Raw genomic sequence first — 24,226 nt, forward strand, 5'->3', positions numbered from 1 at the left:
GTTCAAAGAAAATAACCTTTGGTATGTTGATGCACCACTTCCGAATCTAGCAATTCCTCAACACTCCACCATTGATACGCACAGTGTTGTTCTACTGGTAAATCATTTATATCGATATCTACAGTAAGTTCATAACCCAAAACAACATAATGAGTACTAAAATCCGTTCCCGAAAAATTATCAGTGTAAAAATGTTGGTATGGACCTAAAAATGTCGCACTGGCAATTGAGTATTCCTGCCCTAACTCAACTGACGTTAGTCTTAAAAATGCTTGTTCAAAATTTTCATCTTTAAGAATACGACCACCAGGGACAAACCAATACCCCTTCGCAGGGCGATTAGTACGCTCTCCAAGAAGCACCTGCCCTTGTTCATTTTTAATGATGAGATCGATAGAGACTAAGGGAGTAGAGGCCACAACCGTTTTGAAGGATTCTAATTCCAGTTTCATGTGAAGTAGTCCCTAATACACAGAGATTGGAGAGTAAAGGCCACTCGCCTTGCTTTAAGCCCTTACCCTTTATAACTACAGCGTTTGCACTTTGGCTAATACAGAACTCACAATGTCACTTGCTTGTTTCATAGTGTCAGATTCCGCATAGCAGCGAAGCTCTGGCGCGTTGCCCGAAGGGCGTAAGTGAACAATATCACCGCTACTCAATGTGATGCGCAAGCCATCAGTGGTGTTTACACAGTCAACAGATTCATTGAAACCGAGCTCTTCGATAAGCTCTTGAGGGTTTGCTTTACCCTTGGCCAAAATCGCTAAACTGTTTTCAGTAGCAAAGTTTTGAATTCGGTCACTATGACTAAAACGTTGTGGTAGCTCATTAACAAGCTTGGCAATGCCTACCTCTTTACCAGCCGACAACAGCATCAATGCAGGCAGTACCGCATCTCGAGTTGGCAATGCTTTTAACGTTTGTCCGTTTATCTCAGTATCACTGCCTAACAAAAAGCCGCCATTTGCCTCAAAACCGGCAATGCAGTTGTACTTTTTAGAGAGCGCTTCAAATTCGGCAATTACATAAGGTGAGCCAATCTTCGTTTTTGATATGGCTTTAAATGCACTTGATTGCTCAATAATGGTGTTACAACTTACTGGAATAGCCAGCGCTTCTATTCCCATCTCTTGAGCACATAACAGACCAAGGATATCTCCACGTAACCACTCGCCATTTTCATATGCAACCAATGGCCTATCACCATCACCGTCAGTAGAGAAAATAAAGTCAAGGTTGTGTTCAGAAGACCAGGCTCTTGCTTTTGCTTTGTCCACTTCAGCCACTGCTTCGGTATCGATAGGCACAAACTCATCGGTACGCTCTAGAGAAACAACCTCTGCACCTAATGCTTCAAATAGGCCTTGGTATAGATCGCGACCCGCACTCGAATGCTCATAGATACCAATGCGTTTACCGGATAACAATTGTGCATCAAACAGGTCAGTGTAGCGACGAACGTACTGCTTTGCCGCCTTATCTGATACTTTTAATTCGCTCAATTTAGGCTCTTCAAAAGCAACCTCAGCATTCAATATTGCTTGTTCGTCCGCCTTTGTGATCTCACCGTCTGGACGATAAAACTTTATGCCATTGCGATCAAATGGAATATGACTACCGGTGATCATTATGCAAGGAATACCATCCTGCATTGCAGAGAATGCCAACGCAGGTGTAGGGATCACGCCATAGTAAACAGCGTCCAATCCCATTGCCTCAATAGCCGAAATAGTGGCCTGAGCCATAGCAGGACTACTTGGGCGATTATCTATGGCAACAGCAACGATATTAAAATCAAAATGTGATTTAATCCCATCGATAAAAGAGTGAGCAAAAGCGGCACATGCAGCAGGGGTAAACTGCTCTACTAAGCCTCTAGCGCCACTAGTGCCAAACTGGATACCGGACTCTGCAATAACTTGATTGGAAACTAGCATGTCTACCTCTTAAAAAATTGTGGGATTTTCGAAACATTCTTAATAAACAGCGCGCTAGGCCAAAATAGCTGGTTATCTTTTAGCGCTTGAATGTCTTCTTTGGTTTTTTCAATGATGTTCGCTAGGCTACGATTACTCGCACCACCGACACGCATCTTGGTAACTACCTTAGGAAGGTAAGACGCAGTAACATTATTTACCCATAAGTAACGCAGAATAGAATCATAATCAGCAGCAATCTTATAATCTAAGTTAAACAGGCCGTACTTTAGATATAAGTCTCTCTTCATGAAAAAAGTAGGGTGCGGAGGCATCCAGCCAGAACGTAGCTTTTGCTGCTCATACTGCCCTGAAGTCCACTTACGAACCACCTTAGTAGTATCTTCTTTAGATACATACTCAAGGTCAGCGTAAACGGCTTCCGAGTTATCTTGTTTAAGGGTTTCAACAAGGTCACTGACAGCTTCTGGATACGCAAGTAAATCATCTGAGTGTAAAAACCCAACAATATCACCTGTCGCATACTGTATACCTTTATTCAAAGCATCATAAATGCCTTTATCTGGCTCTGAAATAAGCTTACTTACTCGAGTACTCGTTGATTTAACAACCTCTAAGGTAGAGTCTTGAGACGCACCATCGATAATAATATACTCAATATTTGGATAGCTCTGGCTTTCAAGAGAAAGTAAAGTATCTCGTATAGTGCCTTCACTATTGAAAGTCGCAGTTATTATTGAAACATTCATTTATTTATCCAATATACCTTTAATTATTTTCGCTAAAAATTTTTGGCCTTCATCATTATAATGGATACGATCTCGATAATAGTCTTCCGAGACACCATTATCTAACTCTAAGGTGTATTCAACGCCATTACCTTCCAAAAAATCAATTATTTTCTGACCAAAATAATTATATTCCCCAGAGATCACCTCGTCTTTATCGGGGTGAAGTACAACATGTAATGGAATTTTCAACTCTCGTGCATAATTAATAATATCGAGCCATCCAGAACTTAATTCTAGTTGTTGTTCAAGCTCATCCAACTTGCCTTTGCCAGTATTATTTACTAATTTAGATTTTAATAATGGAATGAAGTATTTAAAAAAACCATCTGTTATAGCTGACATTGGTTGCTTACAAGGGTAATTCAATGTACATACTACATTTTTCCCCTCGATATAGTCATAATAATCATGACTGCTAAAAACCAGAATAACTTTTTTAAAGTGTAAATCTGAATTATCTTTCCAGTATTCAAAAGCATTTTCTGGACCCCAAGAACCTGCTGATATATTTAACGTACTAAACTCAGGAAATAAAATGGTTGTTGCTAAACTATTATGATCAGTTAAGACACCTCCATTAACAATAGAGTCCCCCATAATTGCTATATATTCTTCACCGTTAATTAACTCCTCACTCCTCATGCTAAAGCTGTTGGTAGTAATCTCATTTTTAAAACGAGTTACATTAATATTTGGCGAATATATATACTCATATTTATCACTAAATACATATGTAGGAACCTCGCCTAAACCAATATATTCCCTAGCAATAAACTCAACAACAGCAATAAAAATTAAAATGAGAAGAGCAAACAACTTCCAGTTTAATAAAGCCCTCATCAATAACCTACACCATATTCTTCTAAACGAAAAATATCATCTTCTTCCAGATAATTACCAGTGCGAACTTCTATTAAGTGAAGATCAACTTTTCCGGGATTTTCTATCTTGTGTGGTGATCCTATTGCGACATAGGTAGATTCGTTTTCACTCAAAATATAGGACTTCTCGCCATTAAGTACTTTTGCCGTTCCCTGAACCACAACCCAATGCTCAGCACGATGGTAATGCATCTGTGTTGCGGTAGACTCACCAGGTTTCACAATCAAGTGCTTAACATGAAAACGCTCGCCATCGGCTATCTCATCGTGAGATCCCCACGGGCGATAAACCTCGCGATGTTGTTTACATTCATTACGATTCTGTTTTTTCAGCTCGTTGACAATGGACTTCACATCTTGAACTTTATCTTTATGAGCAACTAAAACGGCATCTTTGGTTTCAACCACAACTAAGTCATCTACGCCTACAGTAGATACAAGCTTATTTTGAGAGTAAATAAAGCTGTTTTGTGTGCCCGTAGTGATCACATCACCATGTGCAACATTACCGTTTTGGTCTTTATCCGCCACTTCCCAAAGAGAACTGAAAGAACCTACATCGCTCCACTGTGCGTCCAAAGGGACCACGACGGCATCGCTGGTTTTTTCCATTACCGCGTAATCCACTGAATCGCCAGGGCATGCTTTAAACGCCTCTTCATCCAGTCGAATAAAGTCTAAGTCAGACGAGCATCCTGCAATAGATTTCTTACAAGCTTCAAGAATATCAGGCCTATGTGCTCCAAGCTCCTCTAGGTAACGGGATGCTTTGAACAGGAACATACCGCTATTCCAGAGGTATTCTTCTGAAGCCACATACTCTTTCGCAGTCTCTAAGTTTGGCTTTTCAACAAAGCGCTCAACATCATAGCCAGTGCTACCTGCGCTGTTACCCAGCTTAATATAACCATAACCTGTCTCTGGGCCTGTCGGTACAATACCAAAAGTAACGAGCTTCCCATCTATGGCGTGCACCTTCGCTTGCTCTACAGCATCAGCAAATTTCACTTCGTTTTTAATAACATGATCTGCAGCCAAAACCAAAAGCAATGGATCATCACCATCATTAACCGCTTGAAGCGCAGCCAAGGCGATTGCCGGCGCTGTATTGCGACCAACAGGCTCTAGCACTATGCCACTATGAGCAATACTATTATTACGAAGCTGCTCAGCGACGATAAATCGATGTTCTTCATTACAAATCAGAAACGGAGATTTATGTTCAATCCCATCTAATCGTTTAATCGTCTCCTGAAGCATAGTGTCATCACTAGTCAAGCTAATAAATTGCTTAGGATAATGAGTTCGAGACAGTGGCCATAAACGACTACCAGAGCCGCCAGCCATTATTACAGGTAAAAGCATATGATAAACCTAGCTGATATCTTGTTTGTTGTATTTATTATAAATCTAACAGGTTAATTAAAACCAAAATAGAAAATCTTTTATATATGAAAGGAAAACTAAGAGAAGCGTCATGCCCGAAGTCTTTTCTGGGTCAGCACTCTGGTCGGGCATCTAAAGTCGACCAAGGTCCTTGGCCCTGGGCCCTAGGTTCTAGGTTCTAGGCCCTAGAACCCAGCACCCAGAACCTTTTCATCATCCCCTAAAACTATCCTGATTCTCCAAGAACCACTGATAAGTAGTCGACAAACCTTGTTCTAAACTAACGCTATAATTCCAACCAAGGCTAGCAAGCCTAGACACATCCATCAACTTACGAGGCGTACCATCTGGCTTAGTAGTATCAAAAACAATCTCCCCCTCAAAGCCAACCACCTTAGCCATCGTCTCCGCCATTTCACGAATGGTGCAATCTACACCCGTACCCACATTAATGTGAGACAGCATAGGCTCAGTGTTCGCCTGATAAGTAGCATCATCAAGTTCCATAACATGGATTGATGCTGCTGCCATGTCATCAACGTAGAGAAACTCGCGCATTGGAGTGCCTGTACCCCACACAACGACTTCTTTATCGCCATTTAACTTCGCTTCATGGAAGCGACGCATAATCGCAGGGATTACATGTGAGTTTGCCGGGTGGAAGTTATCATTCAAACCATAAAGGTTGGTTGGCATCACCGAGCGGTAGTTGCGGCCATACTGACGGTTATAGGACTCACACAGTTTAATGCCTGCAATCTTCGCAATCGCATAAGGCTCATTCGTCTCTTCAAGCACACCGGTCAGCAGAGCGGTTTCTGTCATCGGCTGCTCAGCAAACTTTGGATAGATGCAAGAAGAGCCCAAGAAAAGCAGGTTTTGAACATCGTTGATGTGCGCAGCATGGATGATATTGCTTTCAATCATCAGGTTCTGATAAATAAACTCTGCTGGGTATGTGTTGTTGGCGTAGATTCCGCCAACCTTTGCTGCTGCAAGGTAAACTTCATCGATGTTTTGCTCTGCAAAGAACCCATTCACTGCAGCCTGGTCAGTTAAGTCCAGCCCTGAGGAAGTACGAACAATCAATTCAACATCATCACGCACTTCTAGTTGACGAACGATAGCCGAGCCAACCATACCACGATGACCAGCTACAAAGACTCGCTTCTTGTTCAAAGTAGTCATTCCAATTAGCTCTCTACCGAAATAGACACATCAAAACCGTTCGCTTTCAATAGTGCGTGTTGTTTCGCTTTATTCACATCCGCTTGAACCATCTCAGCACACATCTCTTCAACGGTAATCTCAGGAACCCAACCTAGTTTCTCTTTTGCTTTAGTAGGGTCACCAAGCAAGGTCTCCACCTCAGCAGGACGGAAGAACTTAGGGTGTACTTTAACAATCACATCACCCACCGATACCGCAGGCGCTTTTTCAGAATCAACCGCCGTTACTGTCGCTATCTCATCCACACCAGTACCCGTGAATTCAAGCTCAATGCCCGCTTGAGCTGCAGACATGCGCACAAACTCACGCACAGAGATTTGCTTACCCGTCGCAATCACAAAATCATCCGCAACATCTTGTTGCAGCATCATCCACTGCATACGAACGTAATCTTTTGCATGACCCCAATCACGCAGTGCATCCATATTACCCAGTTGCAGGCATGGCTCTAACCCTTGAGAAATGTTCGCGATAGTACGAGTAATCTTACGGGTTACAAACGTTTCACCACGACGAGGAGATTCATGATTAAACAAAATACCGTTACAGGCATACATGCCGTACGACTCGCGATAGTTCACTGTGATCCAATAGGCATACATCTTAGCCACTGCATACGGAGAGCGCGGATAGAAAGGCGTTGTCTCACGCTGAGGTATTTCACGAACCTCACCATAAAGCTCTGAAGTCGAGGCTTGATAAAAACGAGTTTTTTTCTCCAAGCCATTAATACGAATCGCTTCAAGAAGCCGAATGGTGCCCATGGCATCAACATCCGCGGCGTACTCTGGAGATTCAAACGACACCGCCACGTGAGACATGGCACCCAGGTTATAAACCTCATCTGGCTCAATCTCTTTGACCAAACGGATAAGGTTTGAGGAATCGGTCAAATCACCATAGTGAAGATGTATTTGATCGCTATTTTCGATGGCGTTGTCAATACGCTCAGTGTTAAAAGAGGAGGCACGGCGAATAATGCCGTGAACTTCATAGCCTTTCTCTACCAGAAGTTCAGCCAAATACGAACCATCTTGGCCCGTGATACCCGTAATTAGTGCTTTTTTCATTTGATAACTCGTTTTTTAACTTTTTGAGCAGGATTGCCTTGGTAAATACCAAAAGCCTCTGTGTTGTTTGTAAGTACCGACCCAACCGATAAGACAGTACCTTGACTCAAGGTCAATCCAGGACAGACTGTCGACTGAGCCCCGACCCAAGAGCCTTCCTCAATGACGATACCCTTCGCCATTAAATCAAAAGTAGCCGAAGTATAGTCATGATTACCCGTCAACAGATAACAGCCTTGAGACAAACAACAATTCGCGCCAATTGACACTTGCGCCAAATTGTCTATCCATGCCTTCTCACCAATCCAAGTATGGTTTCCTACAGACAATTTCCAAGGATACTTTATATTGACGTTAGGCTTAATAACCACCCCTTCTCCTACTTGAGCACCAAAAAGTCGCAATAATGCGACTTTAAAGCGAATGGGGAACGGTAAACCCGTTTGAAACACGGCACAACTGACTAACATCCATATTGCAATCTTCACGGGATGACCCGGTTTGTAATCCAAGGTCTGATATCGACTCAGGTCCACGGGTGAATGCTTAGGCGAGTCCAATTACAAATCGCCCTCAAACAGGTCTCGCGTATAGACCTTATCTGCAACGTCAGCCAGCTCCGCGGCCATGCGATTTGATACAATCACATCACTGCGCGATTTCAGCTCTTCAATATCAGTAATCACTTCAGAGTGAAAAAACTCGTCCGTTTCTAAAAGTGGCTCATACACAATCACTGAAACGCCTTTGGCCTTCAGTCGTTTCATAATGCCCTGAATCGACGATGCACGGTAGTTATCCGAACCGGATTTCATAATCAGACGGTAGATACCCACGGTTTTAGGGGCAAGCTTCAAAATGCTGTCACTGATAAAATCTTTACGTGTGCGGTTTGCATCCACAATCGCTCCAATGATGCTGTTTGGTACATCCTGATAGTTGGCCAGAAGCTGCTTGGTGTCTTTCGGTAAGCAGTAACCACCATAACCAAAGCTTGGGTTGTTATAGTGAGTGCCAATGCGAGGGTCCAAGCCAACACCCTCGATGATTTGCTTGCTGTTTAGGCCATGCAACTCAGCATAAGTATCCAGCTCATTAAAGTACGAAACACGCATCGCAAGATAAGTGTTGGAGAACAGCTTAATCGCTTCGGCTTCCGTGCTGTCCGTGAACAGCACGTCGATATTCTCTTTCTCTGCACCCTTACACAATAAGTCAGCAAACACCTTAGCACGTGCTGAACGTTCACCCACAATCACACGGCTTGGATTCAGGTTATCGTAAAGAGCAGAACCCTCACGCAAAAATTCAGGACTGAAGATGATGTTCTCAGTGTTGAACTTTTCTCTTACTGATTTAGTGTAACCTACAGGCACAGTAGACTTAATCACCATGGTCGCATCTGGGTTCACTTCCAGTACGTTTGCAATCACCGCTTCAATCGATTTTGTATTGAAGTAGTTAGTGTCAGGATCGTAATCGGTTGGCGTGGCGATAATAATAAAATCGGCACCTTGATAAGCAAACTCAAAGTCCGCCGTTGCCACCAAATCCAACTCTTTTTGCTCTAAGAATTCGGAAATCTTTTCATCGACAATCGGTGATTTTTTATTGTTAATCTGGTCGACTTTGTCTTGCAGTAGGTCCAATGCCACAACAGTATTGTGCTGCGCAAGCAACACCGCATTAGAAAGACCGACGTAGCCCGTACCTGCGATTGTGATTTTCATGCTTAAATTACCCCTTTAAAATATTCGATCGTTTTCACTAGGCCTTCATTCAAAGGAACTTTCGGCTCCCAGCCCAATTTCTCTTTTGCCAATGAGATAACAGGTTGACGCTGCAGTGGGTCATCTTGAGGCAAGTCTTGGAACACCAATTCTGAGCTTGAACCGGTAATATCGAGCACCTGCTGAGCCAGTTCTAACATGGTGAACTCTTTCGGGTTACCAATGTTCACTGGACCTGTAAAGCCGTCTTCTGAATTCATCAAACGGATCATTCCGTCAATCAAATCATCCACGTAACAGAAGCTACGAGTTTGCTGACCATCACCGAAAATGGTGATGTTCTCACCTTTGAGCGCTTGAACAATAAAGTTAGACACCACACGGCCGTCATTTGGATTCATGTACGGACCATAAGTATTGAAGATACGCATTACTTTAATATCGACGTTGTGCTGGCGATAGTAATCAAAGAACAGGGTCTCTGCGCAACGTTTACCTTCATCGTAACACGCGCGAATACCGGTTGTACTTACACAGCCGCGGTAAGATTCAGGTTGAGGATGCACTTCTGGGTCACCATAAACTTCACTAGTTGAAGCTTGAAGAATTTTAGCACCCGTGCGCTTGGCCAAACCCAACATGTTAATCGCACCCATTACTGACGTCTTGGTGGTTTGTACTGGGTCATATTGATAATGCACAGGAGATGCTGGACATGCTAGGTTATAGATTTCATCTACTTCTACATATAGAGGGAACGTAACATCGTGGCGAATTAATTCAAAGTACGGATTACTCAGTAAGCGCTCAACATTAGCTTTGTCGCCTGTGAAGAAGTTATCAACGACAATCACGTCATTACCTTCATTCAATAGACGCTCTGCGAGATGACTACCTAAGAAACCAGCACCGCCTGTGATTAATATTCTTTTTTTCATAAGTTATTTACACTCAGTTAAATTATAGTTGGAGTTAGTAACCAACCGTTTATAAGTCGCATTATGAACTATCGGCAGACAAGTCATTGCAATAATAGTTTTGAATCTGCAACTAGAAAGTCATCTATAAAATCTAATTGCCAAAGACGATTTAGATTGGAAAACGTAGCAATTTATTACCGATTCCAATAATATTAATCTAATCACTATCTTCTAATATTCTTTTGATCGTTTCTGAGAGAAACCTCTGACCATTATCATTATAGTATATGGAGTCTCTATAGTAACTTTCAGACACTCCTTCATTCAGTTCCAATGTATACTTAACATCATTCTCTTTTAAAAAAACTTATAATTCCCCTTCCAAAGTAATTATAATTACCAGAGAGCACTTCTTGCTTATCAGGATGCAGGATAACATGTAAAGGAATATTTTTTTGTTGAGCGTAATCAATCATCTCTATCCAACCTGAACTTAATGTTAGGTCAGCATTTGATTTATTCAACTTTTCTAAGTTATCACTTGAAGTGAGTCGAGAATTTAGCATGGGAATAAAGTAATTATAAAAGCCATCTGTTATTGCCAGTGATGGTCGTTTTTTTGGATAGTTTAATGTTCCGACTACATTAATGCCTGTTATGTAATCATAGTAATCGTGACTACTAAAAACCATAATTAACTTTTTTATATTAATATCTGAATTTTCTTGCCAATACTTGATAGCATTTTCTGGACCCCAGGACCCAGATGATATATTGATGGTTTTATATTCAGAAAACAATATACTAGTTGCAAGATTCTCGTGGTCGGTTAATGAGCCACCATTAATAATAAAATCTCCCATGATTGCAACATACTTTTCGTCCTCGATTAATTGTGGACTACGCATACTACGTGAATTGGTTATGATTTTATTACCTAATCTTTTAACATTCATATTGGGTGAATATATATATTCATATTCATCACTATATATATGTAGGAACTTGACCTAATCCTAGATAGAACCTAGAAAGCAATTCGATGCAAATTGTGATTACGATCGAACTAACAAATGTAAACTTCCACTTTCTAAGGAACATTATTAAAACTCTTGTCAAGTCTGAAACTAAAACTAGAATTAAACTTTATTATCAGAAGCAAGCGAAAAGTAAAAACATCAATTATCGCTTGATAAAAAATTTACGGTATCAGGAGCTGTCCCCCCATGCACGCACCACTGGTATACTGCTTCCATTTTCTTTGCCACTGACTCGATAGAAAACTGCTCAGTAACAACTCTACGCCCATTTAACCCCATCTGATATAACTCAGACGATTCTTTCGACAACGCATCATGCAGTACCTGCGTTAATGCACTACTCCCCACGTTAATCCACCACCCTGAGTTGGATTCCTCTAAAATTTCCCACGGAGTGCCCTTAGTCGTGATTACTGGAGTTCCACAAGATAGAGCTTCCGCAATTACCATTCCAAAATTTTCAGACAATGTCGGTAAAACGAAAATTTCAGCTCTCTGGTAGGCTTTTAATTTTTCGTCGTTGAACAACGGCCCGACAAAACATAATGATGAACTTTGATCAAACTCTTTACTCCAATTAAGACCAAGAGTTGACGCATAATTTTGTAAATTATTTTCATGATTGTTTTCATCGTTTCCAGCAATTATTAGTTGCCATTCGGAGTGATAAACAGCAAGTTGAGCCCAAGCTTCTAATAAGAATTTCAACCCTTTTTTGGGGTGGATTCGGCTCAAAAACAAAACTTGTCTTTTGACTTTCACACCAGAGCTCCCGATCGTTTGACTAGCCTCTACTTCTGAAACATCCTTTAAAGGATACTCGCTCACATCAATACCATTTGGTACAACCGCTATTGGGTTAGTTAAGCCTAGAGCACGACAATTATTTGCCTCCATTTCTGAGGTGACATGTATACAACTAGCTATTTCCAAATCTCTTCGTTGCCACAATAACCAAGCTAACTTTTTCTTCCAAGCCGATATATTCAAAGCTTCTGGCTCGAGCATTCCCCTAGGGGTAACAATAACTGGCTTTCGATTCTTTATTGCTGCATGTACCGCGTAGTGTGTAGACATTTGCCAAAGGCCATGACAATCAAATATATCAGCATCGTCACTATACAATCTATCCTTAAGGCCTTTAGAATTTCCTATTGGTGTCCAGCTTACATTCTTGCTATAACTATAGACATCGACGCCAGGAGGAGGAGCCACATCATTATCACTTTTAAGTGCGAATAGGTTAACAGTTGCATTTTTTGAAAGCTCTCTACATAGTAGCGGAACACTCCTTGCAGGTCCTCCACTATCAACTGACAATGTATCTATTACATGGCTTATCTTCATTAATTGACTACCCTCTTAAAAAACCACCAAGTTTAACCGGTCTTATCATTTAGTTTCCATTCGATTCATCGCCATAGCAAACATTGACCAGTACAACCATGCGTAAGCATTTCCCGCAGAAGTTAACCAAGGTTCAGTATACGCCGCCAAAAGCCCACTAATTAGAATAGCTCCGTAGACAACACGATCATCTTTATAAATGACGCCATTTATCAGTGTTCTAACTGAAAATACTAACAACACTAGAATAAACAGCGTCGTTAATACCCAACCAAATTGAAACAATAAGCCATAATAAGAACTTCCAGTTCCATGCATTCTATAACCTAGTTCAATGTTGTACAAATCCCAAATATAACCATCAGTTCCAAACCCGTGGCCTAACCATGGACTATTTGATATCTTTTCTTCAACGACTTCCCAAGCCCACGCTCTATTGGATAACAAGTTTTCTGTACCCGATTTCAAAAAATAAGCCTGAATCTTATTTAATAAAAATGGAATGCCAACCAACGCACAAACGGCACCTAATGAGTTATAGAGTTTCTTGTAACGTGATTCTTGAAAAATAAAAACGAGTGCAGAAGAGAACAAAAATAGAATCGTTCCTGTACGTCCGCCACTCAACAAAACAGAAATAAAAGCAGATAAGAAAAACAAGGCACGTATAAATGTAAATTGCTTAAACAATTGTCTGCAAAAAATAGCTGAACAAAATCCGCAAACAATTGCCAATTGATTTGGGTTAGCAAATACTCCTCGGAATAAGCCGCCAAACCAAGAATTTGGAAAACCGACTAGACCTATTACTAGATTACCTAGCACATAAGAGCCGATAAGTTTTTCTATTTGAGAAAAGAACTCTTCATTACCATAAATATCTATCCAGCATCGAACCCCCCCAAAACAACAAACGAACAACAAAACTACACTGATAGATCTAAAAATTGAATAAGCCGGCATCCAAGACCATATACTAGACAAAAAACAAACGACGACAAAAAACCATGCATATAAGTTTTTTAGAAAATAGTCGTTGTTATTTGTACGCCAAGCTAATGCCCCCCAGGCACCAACTAGCATTAAAACCCAGCGACCAATCTCGCCTATCTTGGTTATTAACCCTAGCTGGCTAGCCGCAAGTAAAGCCGTCAAACCCAACGCTGCGGGAAAGAATCGCATAGAAATTTGCATATTTTCTCACTCTATCACTTACTTGCTACTTTATTGCTATTCAATGCCAGCATGGGCTAGGAGCGATCCAATACCTTCGATTAAACTCTGCGACCAGCGACTCGGAGTATATTGTTCACCCAGTTTTTTGGAGTTAGCCCCTAGTTCTTTATGCCTTTCTTCCGTTTGTTCATGAATCCAGATCATAGACTCAACTAACTCGTCCACACTTTCACTATGAAATGAACGTCCATTCCAACGATCTCGCAATAAATGAACACTCGCGCCACATTTATCAGATATTATTAGCGGTAGCCCTGTACAAGCCGCTTCCTGTACCACTACACCCCAGGGCTCAAAACGACTTGGCAAAATAAAACATTTGGATTTAGCCATCATAGCCGGTAATTCACTTGGCTGAATGAAGCCTACCATGTTTGCACCAGCTGCTTCTAAAGGAGCCGACTCAGGGCCTGCACCAATAACGTTTAAACCCCAAGGTTCACTGACGCGTTCTCTGTAAATAGAATACGCTTTGGCTAACGTATCTAACCCTTTTACCGGAACTAACCTGCCTACAGTAATAAAACCTGAACGTTCTTCAAAATTTACAGCATTACCAGCTGTCACAAAATTGTTATAGTCGCATGCATAGTATCCGTCCCAACACTTGTGACCTTCAAACCCTAAATTCTTGGCAAATTGCCTCTGTCTTTCACCAGACACCCAAATAGCATCAAATATCTGCTGTACATGAAGAGGTGAAATAAATGATGCAATCTTTTGCCTTAAAGAGCCTTTCCACTGTGTATCGCTACCAGCAATAATCGGTATACCTGTACCTTTTATCGCTTTACACACTTTGACATAATCTTTATCTATCCAACCACTTGTCAAAATGGCATCAGGTTTAAACTCGTTAATTTTTGCTAAAAGTGTTTCTGATGTTTCTTCTCTACGATCAAGAAGTTGACCAATACCCGTAAATCCAGACTCATCAAAAGGTGCATCATGCTGATTTGGCCATATACATGCGACAATATCAACGTTATGAGCTTGAGCTAGCTCACGCCAGCACGCTGCCATATAGCCTGATAAACGAGAGTGAAGGATAAATATTTTCATTAGGATTCAATTCCCTTTATAATTTGTTTAAGATTTTGTTGAATAACTTCATTCCAAACAAACTTCTGATTAACTCGCTCAATAGAACTCTTCTTCATTTTAACCAATGTACTATCATCAAGTTTAATTAGGTTTACTATTGCGTCTGAAAGTTGTACTTTATTTCCTGGTTTAATAAGGATGCCGTTAGCGTCATCTACCTGTTCAGAAACTGCACCTACATCGGAGGCAATAATTGCACACCCAGATGCCATTGCTTCTAAGATTACCGTTGGCATGCCTTCTGAATAACTAGGACAAACAAGCACATCACTATTCCTCAGCAAATCCTTAATTTTAGACTCATCTTTGACTAACCCATGGTAGTAAACCTTTTCAGAAGCAATCTGTTTATCCTCTTCTATTGGTCCAATAAAGTGAAAATCAAAATCAAGTGGAAGTTGAGATAGCACAGCGCTCAATTCTTCTATCCCCTTTCGCCTCTCATATCGACCTAAAAAAACAAAGCTGCGTTTCGATTTTTTCATGCTTTCATGGGATAAAGAAAGCCAATCTTCACCAATCCCAATAGGTGTTTCAATAATAGTTGAGTGGCCATTGGTAACTTGCTGGAGGATTGGCGTAAGTTGACCACCAAGAGAGCAATTCACATCACTTCTTAACGAAACTGCTTTCACGGCTCTTTTAAACAATAGTTGCTTTAATTTTTCTTTAAATGAGGCGGCCTTTTGGAACATCTCCAAACCGTGAAAGTTTGTGATTAATGGTGGTAATTTTTTATCTTTTTTTCGCATTAATCCGTAATACCAGCCAGTAAACCCTTGTGCATAAACAAAGTCGTACTGGTATGGGTTATTCATTGAACTGAAAATATCTCGAGAAAACACATAAGACTCTCGAATATAATGCCCTGGGTATCGTCTACTAGTTTTTTTATCCACAAAATTCGAGTTAATCGACGATGATTCAAACTCCAACTTATCGTCCAAGGAAGTTGAACGAGTATAAATATCCACCCTATAGTTTAATTCAGAAAGGTACTTAGCAAAATAAAATGAATGCTTCTGAATCCCACCAGTTACGCTAGGGAAAACTCCATCTGTTAATAATGCTATTTTCATTTGAAATTTTCCAAACATTTTCTGTAAATTTCTAGCAGCTGCTTTACATGTACCTCTGGAGAAAAGTTTTCGATCGCCATCTTCCTTCCTGCATCTCCCATCCTCTCGCAAAGCAATGGGTCACCTAATAGTTTATTTAACTTCCTCGCAAAAGATTCTGTATCTTTCACTTTAACAGCATAACCATTTACGCCATCTTTCAACCAATCCGTCACACCACCCACATCAAATCCAACCACAGGCTTTCCACGCATCATTGCCTCTATTCCCGAAATACCAAATGCTTCAGGATATATAGAAGGAAAAGCTACCACTGAAGCCTGAGATATTACGTGATCAATGGTTTTACGATCTACCCATCCATGGAATTGTACAGAATCCTGTAAGCCTAACTCTTTTGCTTGTTTATGGAAGTTGATTTCATCATGACCACTGCCTAAAATATCCAGCTTGGCATTTGGAATATGTGACACGACCCCCTTCATCGCTTCTAGCAAAAAGTGCACGCCTTTGGTACGCGAAAGACGTCCTGCAAATGCGATACGCGGCTCAACCTGCAACTTCCATTCTGGTTCTTGACTCATCGGCGTGAAATTAGGTAATCGTCGTAATCTTTCTATAGGAAAACCAACCGTAATTGCTTCCTCCTGTAAATACGAACTATTAACGATAACTTGAGCATAGTGATGAGCCGCATTACTGGCTTCAAATTGCGTATTAATATACTGCGCGAATAAGCGTTTGGGATGTCGATTACAACAACGTTTGCTATAAGCATCTATCAAACAATGCATACCAAATGGCTTGGTGCAAATTTCTTCCTTAGCAACAAAAAATTTACCTTGGCCAGGACAAACCATTCTAGGCTCATGCATATGCCGCACGACAGGCGCTAGATTAAATAGTTGTTGTAACAACTTCGGCTCAGAGAGACTATGCACGTGCAATACCGTAGAACTGTCTATCCATTCTCCCATCGGCGATTGAGCCAAATCATTGACAGAACCTGTCCAATTCCATTGTTCATCTTTTGATTGAAGATGCACTCGCTCCCCATTTCGTGTTAACGAAACCCAATGAGTTTCAACCCCTTCTGAGTGCAAAGCATCGACCACGAGGTCAATATAAACTTCGACCCCCCCAAAAAGAGTCAATTTATCGTTGATATGCAATACTTTCATTTTCATATCAAGACTTTTTTGAGATGGCATCTACCACATCAGACACAGCCATTTTCCAAGAGTAGCGATTGCGTATAACATCTTGAAATTTTTGTCCCATAAAAGCTACCCGTTCAAAGCTGTCCAATACCAACCCAAAACACGCTAAAACAGAATCAATATTCCCTGATTCAAATCGATAACCAGTTTTACCTTGTACGATTAATTCATCAAAGGCAGGGTAATTTGGAACAATAACAGGGAGTTTGTTGGCTCCGTACTGTAGAACTTTAATTGGACTAAGGTTTCTCTCACAATCAGGTACTATCGCAATATCGCATATATTTAATGTGGCATTCAAGGAATCCGAACCTAGCATCCCTGTAAAAAGAACATTACTTAAGTTATTTGTCTTTGAATACTCAAAACATTCTAACTGATTACCACCTTCTCCACATAAAATAAAACCGATCTCGGGATATTTAATCTGGGCACTTCCAATTATTTTCATAAGAAACTCTGGCCCTTGGTATGATGCGAATGTTCCGACAAAGACTACTAAGCAAGAATATCGTTTTCGCAATTCAAATACCTGCTTTGGTACAATCTCTTTTGAAAGTTGATTCCGAATTGGGATATCTTGACCTATTGGTTTAGCAATGGCAGGTACTTTCAACTTAAATTTATTTACCACAGGTATTACACTCGCCGACGATTGCGTTATAACAGCGTGCGCTAGATTTAATTTACGGCCTTCTAGCCAATTAGAAAATCGTATAGAAAATAATCCATACGTTTCTTCAAAAATTTCACTCTCACAGCCAGAGGTTTCTAACAGATGGAAGCATTTCAACTCTTGTGCCAACCTTACACCCGCATCAGAAAAGATAGAAGATCGTTCATAAATTACATCTGGTTCAAACGCTTTCAACTCAGAAACTAGGGTTTCTGGCAGTTTACGTAAATTCCAACGTCTACGCAATTCAGAAATTAATAGGCGCACACCCTTAGCTTTGTTTGCCCCCTTTTTTACTTGGTTTGTACTTTTAGAAACACTTTGTGATGGCTCCATCAACTTGTAGTCACCAGCCAAAAATACTTTAACCTCATACCCATGACTCTGAAACCCTTGAACAGAACCTTTAATATGTGAAGATGGTCCACCGGGTTTATCTAAATCGATACTAAAATCGCTCACAAGATATGCTAATCGCATTTTATTGGTCTCTATAATTTCATGTTAGTTCGCTACATTAAAATTTTCCAAATATAACTGGAATACATATTTAACGATATTAATATTTTTTATTTAATGATAAGGATATTACCAGATGCCTTTCGTATCGATAATAAATGAATCATTCAACTTGATCTTTTTAAATTGTTTATGATCGACTAGCATCACATGTATGTCTGCTTTAGTCAATGACTCATCAATTGTCACTAATTTTAGATTTTCGATGTCGATTGATTCGATATTAGGTTCAATTGCTAGCACTTGTCCTGGGTGCTTGGATGCGATTGATTTTGCAATATTCAAGGCTGGGCTTTCGCGCAAATCGTCGATGTCTGGTTTGAAGGCTAAGCCATAACAAGCAATCGTGACATCTTTTGCTGTTCTAGTAGGATTAGCCTGCAAAAATTCAGCGATAATCAACTTAACTTTATTAATCACCCATTCCGGTTTCGCATCGTTTACTTCGCGCGCAGTTTTAATTAATTTTGCTTCTTCCGGTGTTTTAGAAACAATAAACCAAGGGTCGACAGCAATACAATGGCCACCTACGCCAGGACCTGGTTGTAAGATATTGATGCGAGGATGACGATTAGCTAAAGAGATTAACTCTCTTACATCGATATCTAATTTATCGCAAATCACTGATAGTTCATTGGCAAAAGCTATTTGTACGTCGCGGCAACTGTTTTCTGTTAATTTTGCCATCTCGGCTGTACGTGCGTTCGTTTTAACACATTCACCCATTACGAAGGTTTTGTATAATGCGACGGAGCGCTCAGAGCAACGTGACGACATACCACCAATCACACGATCATTCGCAACTAATTCGCGAACAACATGTCCCGGTAATACTCGTTCAGGGCAATGTGCAATAGATACGTCTGCATTGTTACTCGCTTGTTGCGGGAAGGTCAAATCCGGACGAGCTTTGGCCATCCATTCAGCCATTTGCTCAGTTGTACCAACAGGTGAGGTAGATTCAAGGATTACTAAATCACCTTTTTTAAGTACGGGAGCAATCGCTTCACTTGCTGTTTGAATATATTTTAGGTCAGGCTGAGGAAATTCGCCCTCTACACAAGGTAGAAACGGGGTTGGTACTGCTATCAAAAAGGCATCTGCGGGTTCTGGGGTTGTAGTTGCTTTAAGGTAACCCTCTGTTACGGCTTCATGCACAATCATATCTAAATCTGGTTCAACGATATGGATCTCACCACGGTTAATTGTATCTACTGCATGTTGATTTACATCTACACCAATCACTCGCTTTTTGCGAGATGCGAACATAGCGGCAGTAGGTAGACCTATATAGCCGAGACCGATTACTGAAATTGTTTGAAATGACATGTTTAATACCTAACTAATACGCTATTAATAGCGACTTGTAATTAAAATCTATTTTGCTAATTCGTTTAAGATACGCTCACAAGCTTTACCATCGCCATAAGGGTTATGGGCAAAGCTCATTTCTTGATATGCCATGGACTCAGTTAATAAAGTGTTAAGATTCTCTACTATTACATCAACATCTGTGCCTACCAATTTAACAGTGCCCGCTTCTACAGCCTCTGGCCGTTCAGTGGTGTCGCGCATCACAAGTACCGGCTTCCCTAAGGATGGAGCTTCTTCTTGGATGCCCCCAGAGTCAGTAAGAATGATGTGTGATCGGCTCATTAGATATACAAATGGTAAGTATTGCTGAGGTTCAATAAGATGAATGTTGTCAATGTCAGCTAGAATCCGATTAACAGGTTCACGTACATTTGGGTTTAAGTGCATCGGGTAGAGTATTTGAGTTTCTGGATGCGCTCTAGCGGTAATCGCTAACGCTTCACAAATTCGTTCAAAACCACCACCAAAGCTTTCTCTTCTGTGTCCTGTAACTAGGATCAGCTTCTTATCTTCATCTAAAAATGGAAACTGAGAGGCTAGCTCTACACTTAACTCATTGTTTGATTCAATCTTATCTTTAACCATTAAGAGAGCATCAATCACTGTATTGCCGGTAACGATGATATCACTAGCATTAAATTTTTCTTTAAGTAGATTGGCCTTTGATGTTTCAGTAGGAGCGAAATGATATTTGGTTAAAACGCCTGTTAGCCTGCGATTTCCCTCTTCAGGCCAAGGTGAGTAAATATTCCCAGTACGAAGGCCGGCTTCTACATGGCCAACTGGAATTTGTTCGTAGTATGCCGCTAGGCCCGATGCAAAAGTTGTTGCAGTATCGCCATGTACTAGAACTACATCTGGCTGAAATTCTTGAAGCACAGGTTTCAATTTTTGTAGAATACGAGCTGTAACATCATTGAGTGTTTGGCCCGCTTTCATTAAATCTAAATCATAATCAGGCGTAATTTCAAATAGCTCTAAGACTTGATCGAGCATTTCACGGTGTTGTGCTGTCACACAAACCTTAGCTTCGAAGCGTTGATCTTCATTTAGTGCATGGACAAGGGGTGCCATTTTAATCGCCTCTGGGCGAGTACCAAATACTGAAAGGACTTTTTTCCGTGACATAACTCAACCCACAATTTTCATAAACATAATGCTATAAATCCACATTAATTTAACCAGCTAAACATAGCATTTTCTTTTTCTTATTTGATATCTAGATTATTTAATTTATCACGATACAATTAACAACCTATAAGCATTTAAAATCAAAATTACTAAATAAAAAACGCCATAATAGTTCCAGTATGGAATCTTTAAAAACTCAAGAACTAGTAGAATCACTTCACCCTAAATATATTTTCTCAAGTTTATCCAACATATTTTCAATTGAAAAGTTTTCACGAACAAACCGACTACCTGCTTGCCCATGATTTATCCGCTTATTTTTGTCTATCGCATATACTTGTATAGCATTTGCGATACCTTCGACATCTCTCGATTTAATAAGTTCACCTGTAACTCCGGGTTGCAACGACTCAGAAACACCTCCGACATCGGTTACGACAATAGGTAACCCCGTTGCTTGAGCTTCAATAATGGCAACACCTTGTGTTTCCTCAGCACCATCTTTCCCGATTCTACAGGCAAGTACAAATAGATCAGATTTAGCAAACTCACTTCGAACAACTTCATTGGTTTGAGCCCCCAAGAGGCTGACCCTTGACGTTAGATTAGCCTCTTCGATTTTTTCTAAAAGTCCACTTTTTAAAGGGCCATCCCCTATAATTCTCAGGTTCACCGGTACCTCCCATAAGTCGAGCAACGCAATCGCTTGAATCAAATCTTGATGACCTTTTTCATCACTTAGGCGACCAACAGATATTATCTGCAAGATGTCTGAATTTTGTGATCGCCGATCGATAAAAGGGAAAGATGCTAGATCAACCCCCATAGGGATGTGTGATATGTTATCTATCGAGCACCCCAATATTTGTAACCGCTTCACCATAAAATCGGAACCAACCGTATGCACTCCTTCTTTTCTAAAGAACGTATGATACATATTGAAACCTAACCGTTTGGGCTTTATATTTGCATCAAAGCCATGCCAGGTTGTGATAACTTTTTTGGGGAGTTTGAAATAAGATAAAGGACCAGCGTAGGCCCCATAATGAATATGAAGGACTACTGGGTTTAAATGACATATCAACTTTGCGACTTGAGCCGACCACAACATTTCAGCTCGAGACCAAACATCTTTTCCTTTATAATATTTCAACAGAGTTGGGTTTTTAACGCATTGAAAAAACTGCTGACACAAACGAGCAAATCGTGTTCCTGAAAAAAAATCAATATAATGTCGCTTAACTCCTATAGCATCTATCTCGCAAAGCTCGTTATCATTGATACCTACACCTATTTCGCCAGCGATTACATGTACCTGCCAACCTCTAAGTGCCAACCCTAGAACATGTTCACGCACAAAAGTTTCAGACCGAGCAGGAAAGGAGCCTGCAATGATACAAATAGATTTTCTAGTCATGAAGTTTCTTACTCCGCTCCGAAATTAGTTGCTGGATATGTCGAAGTACACCAAAAAATACACGCCGATTATTTTTACTTATTACAATTGAGATTACCGCAAAAAAAACAATGACAGTGCTCTTTATCAATAATCCAATCAGAATCGAGTAATCCAGAATCATTAAATTTATTATGTATAAACATCCGCCAGCTAGAATGGCACAAGTCAAAGGGCTAAAGATAGCTTTCAACAAATCTGAATTGGTAATCGATGTATTTTTACTTGCATAAATATGCATCGGTAAAACAAGCAGCCACTCAATAATGACATAAGCCCATACGATGCCCATAACACCATGAGATATACCGATAAGAAATGAAATTGAAACAAAAATCGTTGTAAATAACCCTGCATGTAAATATTTTTTTGATTCTCCAGAACTAAGCAGAATTAATCCCCGCATACTAGAAACTGGTTGTATTAATCCAACAAACGCTAGAGCAGAAAAAATAGGAATAACCTCTGTCCATTGATCCCCTAACAAAATAATAATAACTTCTTCTGAAGCACTATGCATAAAAACCATAATAGGCATAGTAATCAAGGCTAATATACGTATCAAATCCATATAATAATCTCTATATTCAGCAGATTTTGAATCTAAACGACTCATAGCAGGAAAAGCAACAGAATTTAGTGGACCTACAATTGCTGTAATTGGAAATAGCAATAACTGATAGGCTTTACTATAGGTACCCAATGCAGATGCTCCCACAAAACGTCCAATTAAAATATTATCCAAATTACGAGAAAAGTAATTCACAAAATTAAAAGCAGTAACATTAGCTCCAAAATGAACCATCGACCGTATTCCGGCCCCTTTAGTTGGAAGTGTTGGAGTAAAAGGGGAGTACTTGAGTAACAACAAACTTGTCGCTAAAGCACCAGCTAAGTTCCCCAAAACTAAAGACCAATATGAGAGATTGCTTAGTGTACAAAACACAGCAATTATCAATGTGACAGTGGCTCCGACAATCTTAATCAAAGAGCTTAACCCAAACTGCATATTTCTGATTAATATAGCCCCTGACTGAGCACCTAAACTAGTGAAAACGAAACTTAAAGACATAACCATCGTGACCCATAGCAACTCTGGACGCTCATAAAACCAAACAACAACTGGAGCCATTAGGGAAACCACTAGCGTTAAAGTTAAGCCAACTGCAATATTAAGCCAAAATAAATTACTCTGTTGTTCGTTTGTCAACACTTTTTTCTGAATTGCTGCAGATGAAAGTCCTAAGTCTCGAAAAATGCCTGCAAAAACGGTTACCGACATAACCATCGCCAAAATTCCGTAATCATCGGGATTCAGTAATCGAGCAAGAATTACGGTTGAAATGATCTGAATAAAGATAGAGATACCCTGTGAAAAGAGAGTTATCCCTGCACCCTTCACTGATGATTTTTTTATATTATGATTACTCTTATTATTTGTTGACATGCATAGCCTACTTTTTAGCTCTTAGAACCATTTATTACTGAACTACTCTATTTTCAACCAGATTAATTCCCTATAATGATATATGACTAAACTATTAAGTTAATCCTACTCTCTTTCATTTTTGAACTTCTATTTTGCTCACTTTCCGTTAATTTAGCTCTAGTGGCTAAAACTAACCTTCTCAATATCAATTATAATTTAAATGCCTGCTTATACCGACACTGCTATATTGAGGTCCTCGAATTCATGCCTTAGAATATGTAATTTCGACGACTTTGCTTTCTCGATAGCGAAAACTTTCTACCATACGATGGATTTCAGCCCTTTCAATCGTGAGAAGTTACCAGCTAGGGCTTCGCAACTTAATACGCGTGCCACACGCACTTGGACACGGCCAAGACCCAGGGCAAGATTACGAAGCCCCTTGCCCTGCAAGGACTTGCGAAAGGTAAGCGTTATTGCGGTTCGCTTTTTTCTGCTTTCTTTTGATCCCTGCTTTGAAGCTGATTTCTTCCGTCAGCAGATTTAAAGCTATATGTCTTATAACTGCTAAATTCTCACCGGCTTGCTCTCGACGTATCCGACATTCATCTTCTTTATAACCAACGTCTAATCGCCAGTGCATCTGATGGTGAGTAGACCGCAGGAA

Annotated in this window: 22 protein-coding genes; all 22 read right to left on the reverse strand. The window is 40.2% G+C overall.

Translation table 11 applies throughout. From position 1 onward, the window contains the following. Positions 1-2: 2 nt before the first annotated feature. Positions 3-452, reverse strand: coding sequence for a GDP-mannose mannosyl hydrolase (locus AB4375_RS11240; RefSeq protein WP_372051590.1), 450 nt, complete (start codon positions 450-452; stop codon positions 3-5). A gap of 75 nt (positions 453-527) precedes the next feature. After that, entirely contained in the window at positions 528-1,940 is a 1,413-nt protein-coding gene (locus AB4375_RS11245; protein WP_372051591.1) for a phosphomannomutase, read from the reverse strand. A gap of 2 nt (positions 1,941-1,942) precedes the next feature. Then, the gene (locus tag AB4375_RS11250) at positions 1,943-2,689 is read right to left on the reverse strand and encodes a glycosyltransferase family 2 protein (protein WP_372051592.1); all 747 of its coding nucleotides are present in this window, start codon (positions 2,687-2,689) and stop codon (positions 1,943-1,945) included. Beyond that, positions 2,690-3,571 carry a hypothetical protein gene (locus tag AB4375_RS11255; protein ID WP_372051594.1) on the reverse strand — a complete coding sequence of 294 codons (882 nt, stop codon included), beginning with the start codon at positions 3,569-3,571 and terminating at the stop codon, positions 2,690-2,692. Beyond that, the gene (locus tag AB4375_RS11260) at positions 3,571-4,977 is read right to left on the reverse strand and encodes a mannose-1-phosphate guanylyltransferase/mannose-6-phosphate isomerase (RefSeq protein ID WP_372051595.1); all 1,407 of its coding nucleotides are present in this window, start codon (positions 4,975-4,977) and stop codon (positions 3,571-3,573) included. Before AB4375_RS11260 ends, AB4375_RS11255 begins: the two co-directional genes overlap by 1 nt. 234 nt (positions 4,978-5,211) lie before the next feature. Continuing rightward, positions 5,212-6,186, reverse strand: coding sequence for a GDP-L-fucose synthase family protein (locus tag AB4375_RS11265; RefSeq protein WP_372051596.1), 975 nt, complete (start codon positions 6,184-6,186; stop codon positions 5,212-5,214). 5 nt (positions 6,187-6,191) lie between these two features. Beyond that, positions 6,192-7,298 carry a GDP-mannose 4,6-dehydratase gene (gene gmd / locus AB4375_RS11270; RefSeq protein WP_372051597.1) on the reverse strand — a complete coding sequence of 369 codons (1,107 nt, stop codon included), beginning with the start codon at positions 7,296-7,298 and terminating at the stop codon, positions 6,192-6,194. Then, positions 7,295-7,786: a WcaF family extracellular polysaccharide biosynthesis acetyltransferase gene (locus AB4375_RS11275; RefSeq protein WP_372051598.1), complete on the reverse strand. Its 492-nt coding sequence runs from the start codon at positions 7,784-7,786 to the stop codon at positions 7,295-7,297. The genes gmd and AB4375_RS11275 overlap by 4 nt, the downstream gene beginning before the upstream one ends. Before the next feature lie 72 nt (positions 7,787-7,858). Then, the gene (locus tag AB4375_RS11280; RefSeq protein WP_372051599.1) at positions 7,859-9,028 is read right to left on the reverse strand and encodes a nucleotide sugar dehydrogenase; all 1,170 of its coding nucleotides are present in this window, start codon (positions 9,026-9,028) and stop codon (positions 7,859-7,861) included. Positions 9,029-9,030: 2 nt separating this feature from the next. Continuing rightward, positions 9,031-9,966 carry a UDP-glucuronic acid decarboxylase family protein gene (locus AB4375_RS11285; RefSeq protein ID WP_372051601.1) on the reverse strand — a complete coding sequence of 312 codons (936 nt, stop codon included), beginning with the start codon at positions 9,964-9,966 and terminating at the stop codon, positions 9,031-9,033. A 329-nt stretch (positions 9,967-10,295) separates the two neighbouring features. Continuing rightward, the gene (locus tag AB4375_RS11290; RefSeq protein ID WP_372051602.1) at positions 10,296-10,811 is read right to left on the reverse strand and encodes a hypothetical protein; all 516 of its coding nucleotides are present in this window, start codon (positions 10,809-10,811) and stop codon (positions 10,296-10,298) included. A 315-nt stretch (positions 10,812-11,126) separates the two neighbouring features. Beyond that, on the reverse strand, positions 11,127-12,335 hold the full coding sequence (locus AB4375_RS11295) for a glycosyltransferase (protein ID WP_372051603.1): 1,209 nt from the start codon (positions 12,333-12,335) through the stop codon (positions 11,127-11,129). A 45-nt stretch (positions 12,336-12,380) separates the two neighbouring features. Beyond that, complete coding sequence (locus tag AB4375_RS11300) at positions 12,381-13,529, reverse strand: O-antigen ligase family protein (RefSeq protein WP_372051605.1); 1,149 nt, start codon at positions 13,527-13,529, stop codon at positions 12,381-12,383. A 36-nt stretch (positions 13,530-13,565) separates the two neighbouring features. Further along, positions 13,566-14,633 (reverse strand): glycosyltransferase family 4 protein, encoded by a 1,068-nt coding sequence (locus AB4375_RS11305; RefSeq protein WP_372051606.1) that lies wholly within the window; start codon positions 14,631-14,633, stop codon positions 13,566-13,568. Further along, positions 14,633-15,754, reverse strand: a complete 1,122-nt coding sequence (locus AB4375_RS11310) for a glycosyltransferase family 4 protein (protein ID WP_372051607.1) — start codon at positions 15,752-15,754, stop codon at positions 14,633-14,635. The genes AB4375_RS11305 and AB4375_RS11310 overlap by 1 nt, the downstream gene beginning before the upstream one ends. Then, complete coding sequence (locus AB4375_RS11315) at positions 15,751-16,941, reverse strand: glycosyltransferase family 4 protein (RefSeq protein ID WP_372051608.1); 1,191 nt, start codon at positions 16,939-16,941, stop codon at positions 15,751-15,753. Before AB4375_RS11315 ends, AB4375_RS11310 begins: the two co-directional genes overlap by 4 nt. Position 16,942: 1 nt before the next feature. Then, positions 16,943-18,130, reverse strand: a complete 1,188-nt coding sequence (locus AB4375_RS11320; RefSeq protein WP_372051609.1) for a glycosyltransferase family 4 protein — start codon at positions 18,128-18,130, stop codon at positions 16,943-16,945. 108 nt (positions 18,131-18,238) lie between these two features. Beyond that, positions 18,239-19,498, reverse strand: coding sequence for a UDP-N-acetyl-D-mannosamine dehydrogenase (gene wecC, locus AB4375_RS11325; RefSeq protein WP_372051611.1), 1,260 nt, complete (start codon positions 19,496-19,498; stop codon positions 18,239-18,241). Between the two features lie 48 nt (positions 19,499-19,546). Then, the gene (gene wecB, locus AB4375_RS11330) at positions 19,547-20,671 is read right to left on the reverse strand and encodes a non-hydrolyzing UDP-N-acetylglucosamine 2-epimerase (RefSeq protein WP_372051612.1); all 1,125 of its coding nucleotides are present in this window, start codon (positions 20,669-20,671) and stop codon (positions 19,547-19,549) included. Between the two features lie 220 nt (positions 20,672-20,891). Continuing rightward, complete coding sequence (locus AB4375_RS11335; protein WP_372051614.1) at positions 20,892-22,091, reverse strand: glycosyltransferase; 1,200 nt, start codon at positions 22,089-22,091, stop codon at positions 20,892-20,894. Then, positions 22,084-23,577: a lipopolysaccharide biosynthesis protein gene (locus AB4375_RS11340; RefSeq protein ID WP_372051615.1), complete on the reverse strand. Its 1,494-nt coding sequence runs from the start codon at positions 23,575-23,577 to the stop codon at positions 22,084-22,086. Before AB4375_RS11340 ends, AB4375_RS11335 begins: the two co-directional genes overlap by 8 nt. 412 nt (positions 23,578-23,989) lie before the next feature. After that, the coding region (locus tag AB4375_RS11345) for a transposase (RefSeq protein WP_372051616.1) at positions 23,990-24,226 on the reverse strand (237 nt) is incomplete at its 5' end.

Source organism: Vibrio sp. 10N.261.51.C6 (assembly GCF_041471785.1).
Classification (GTDB): domain Bacteria; phylum Pseudomonadota; class Gammaproteobacteria; order Enterobacterales; family Vibrionaceae; genus Vibrio; species Vibrio crassostreae_C.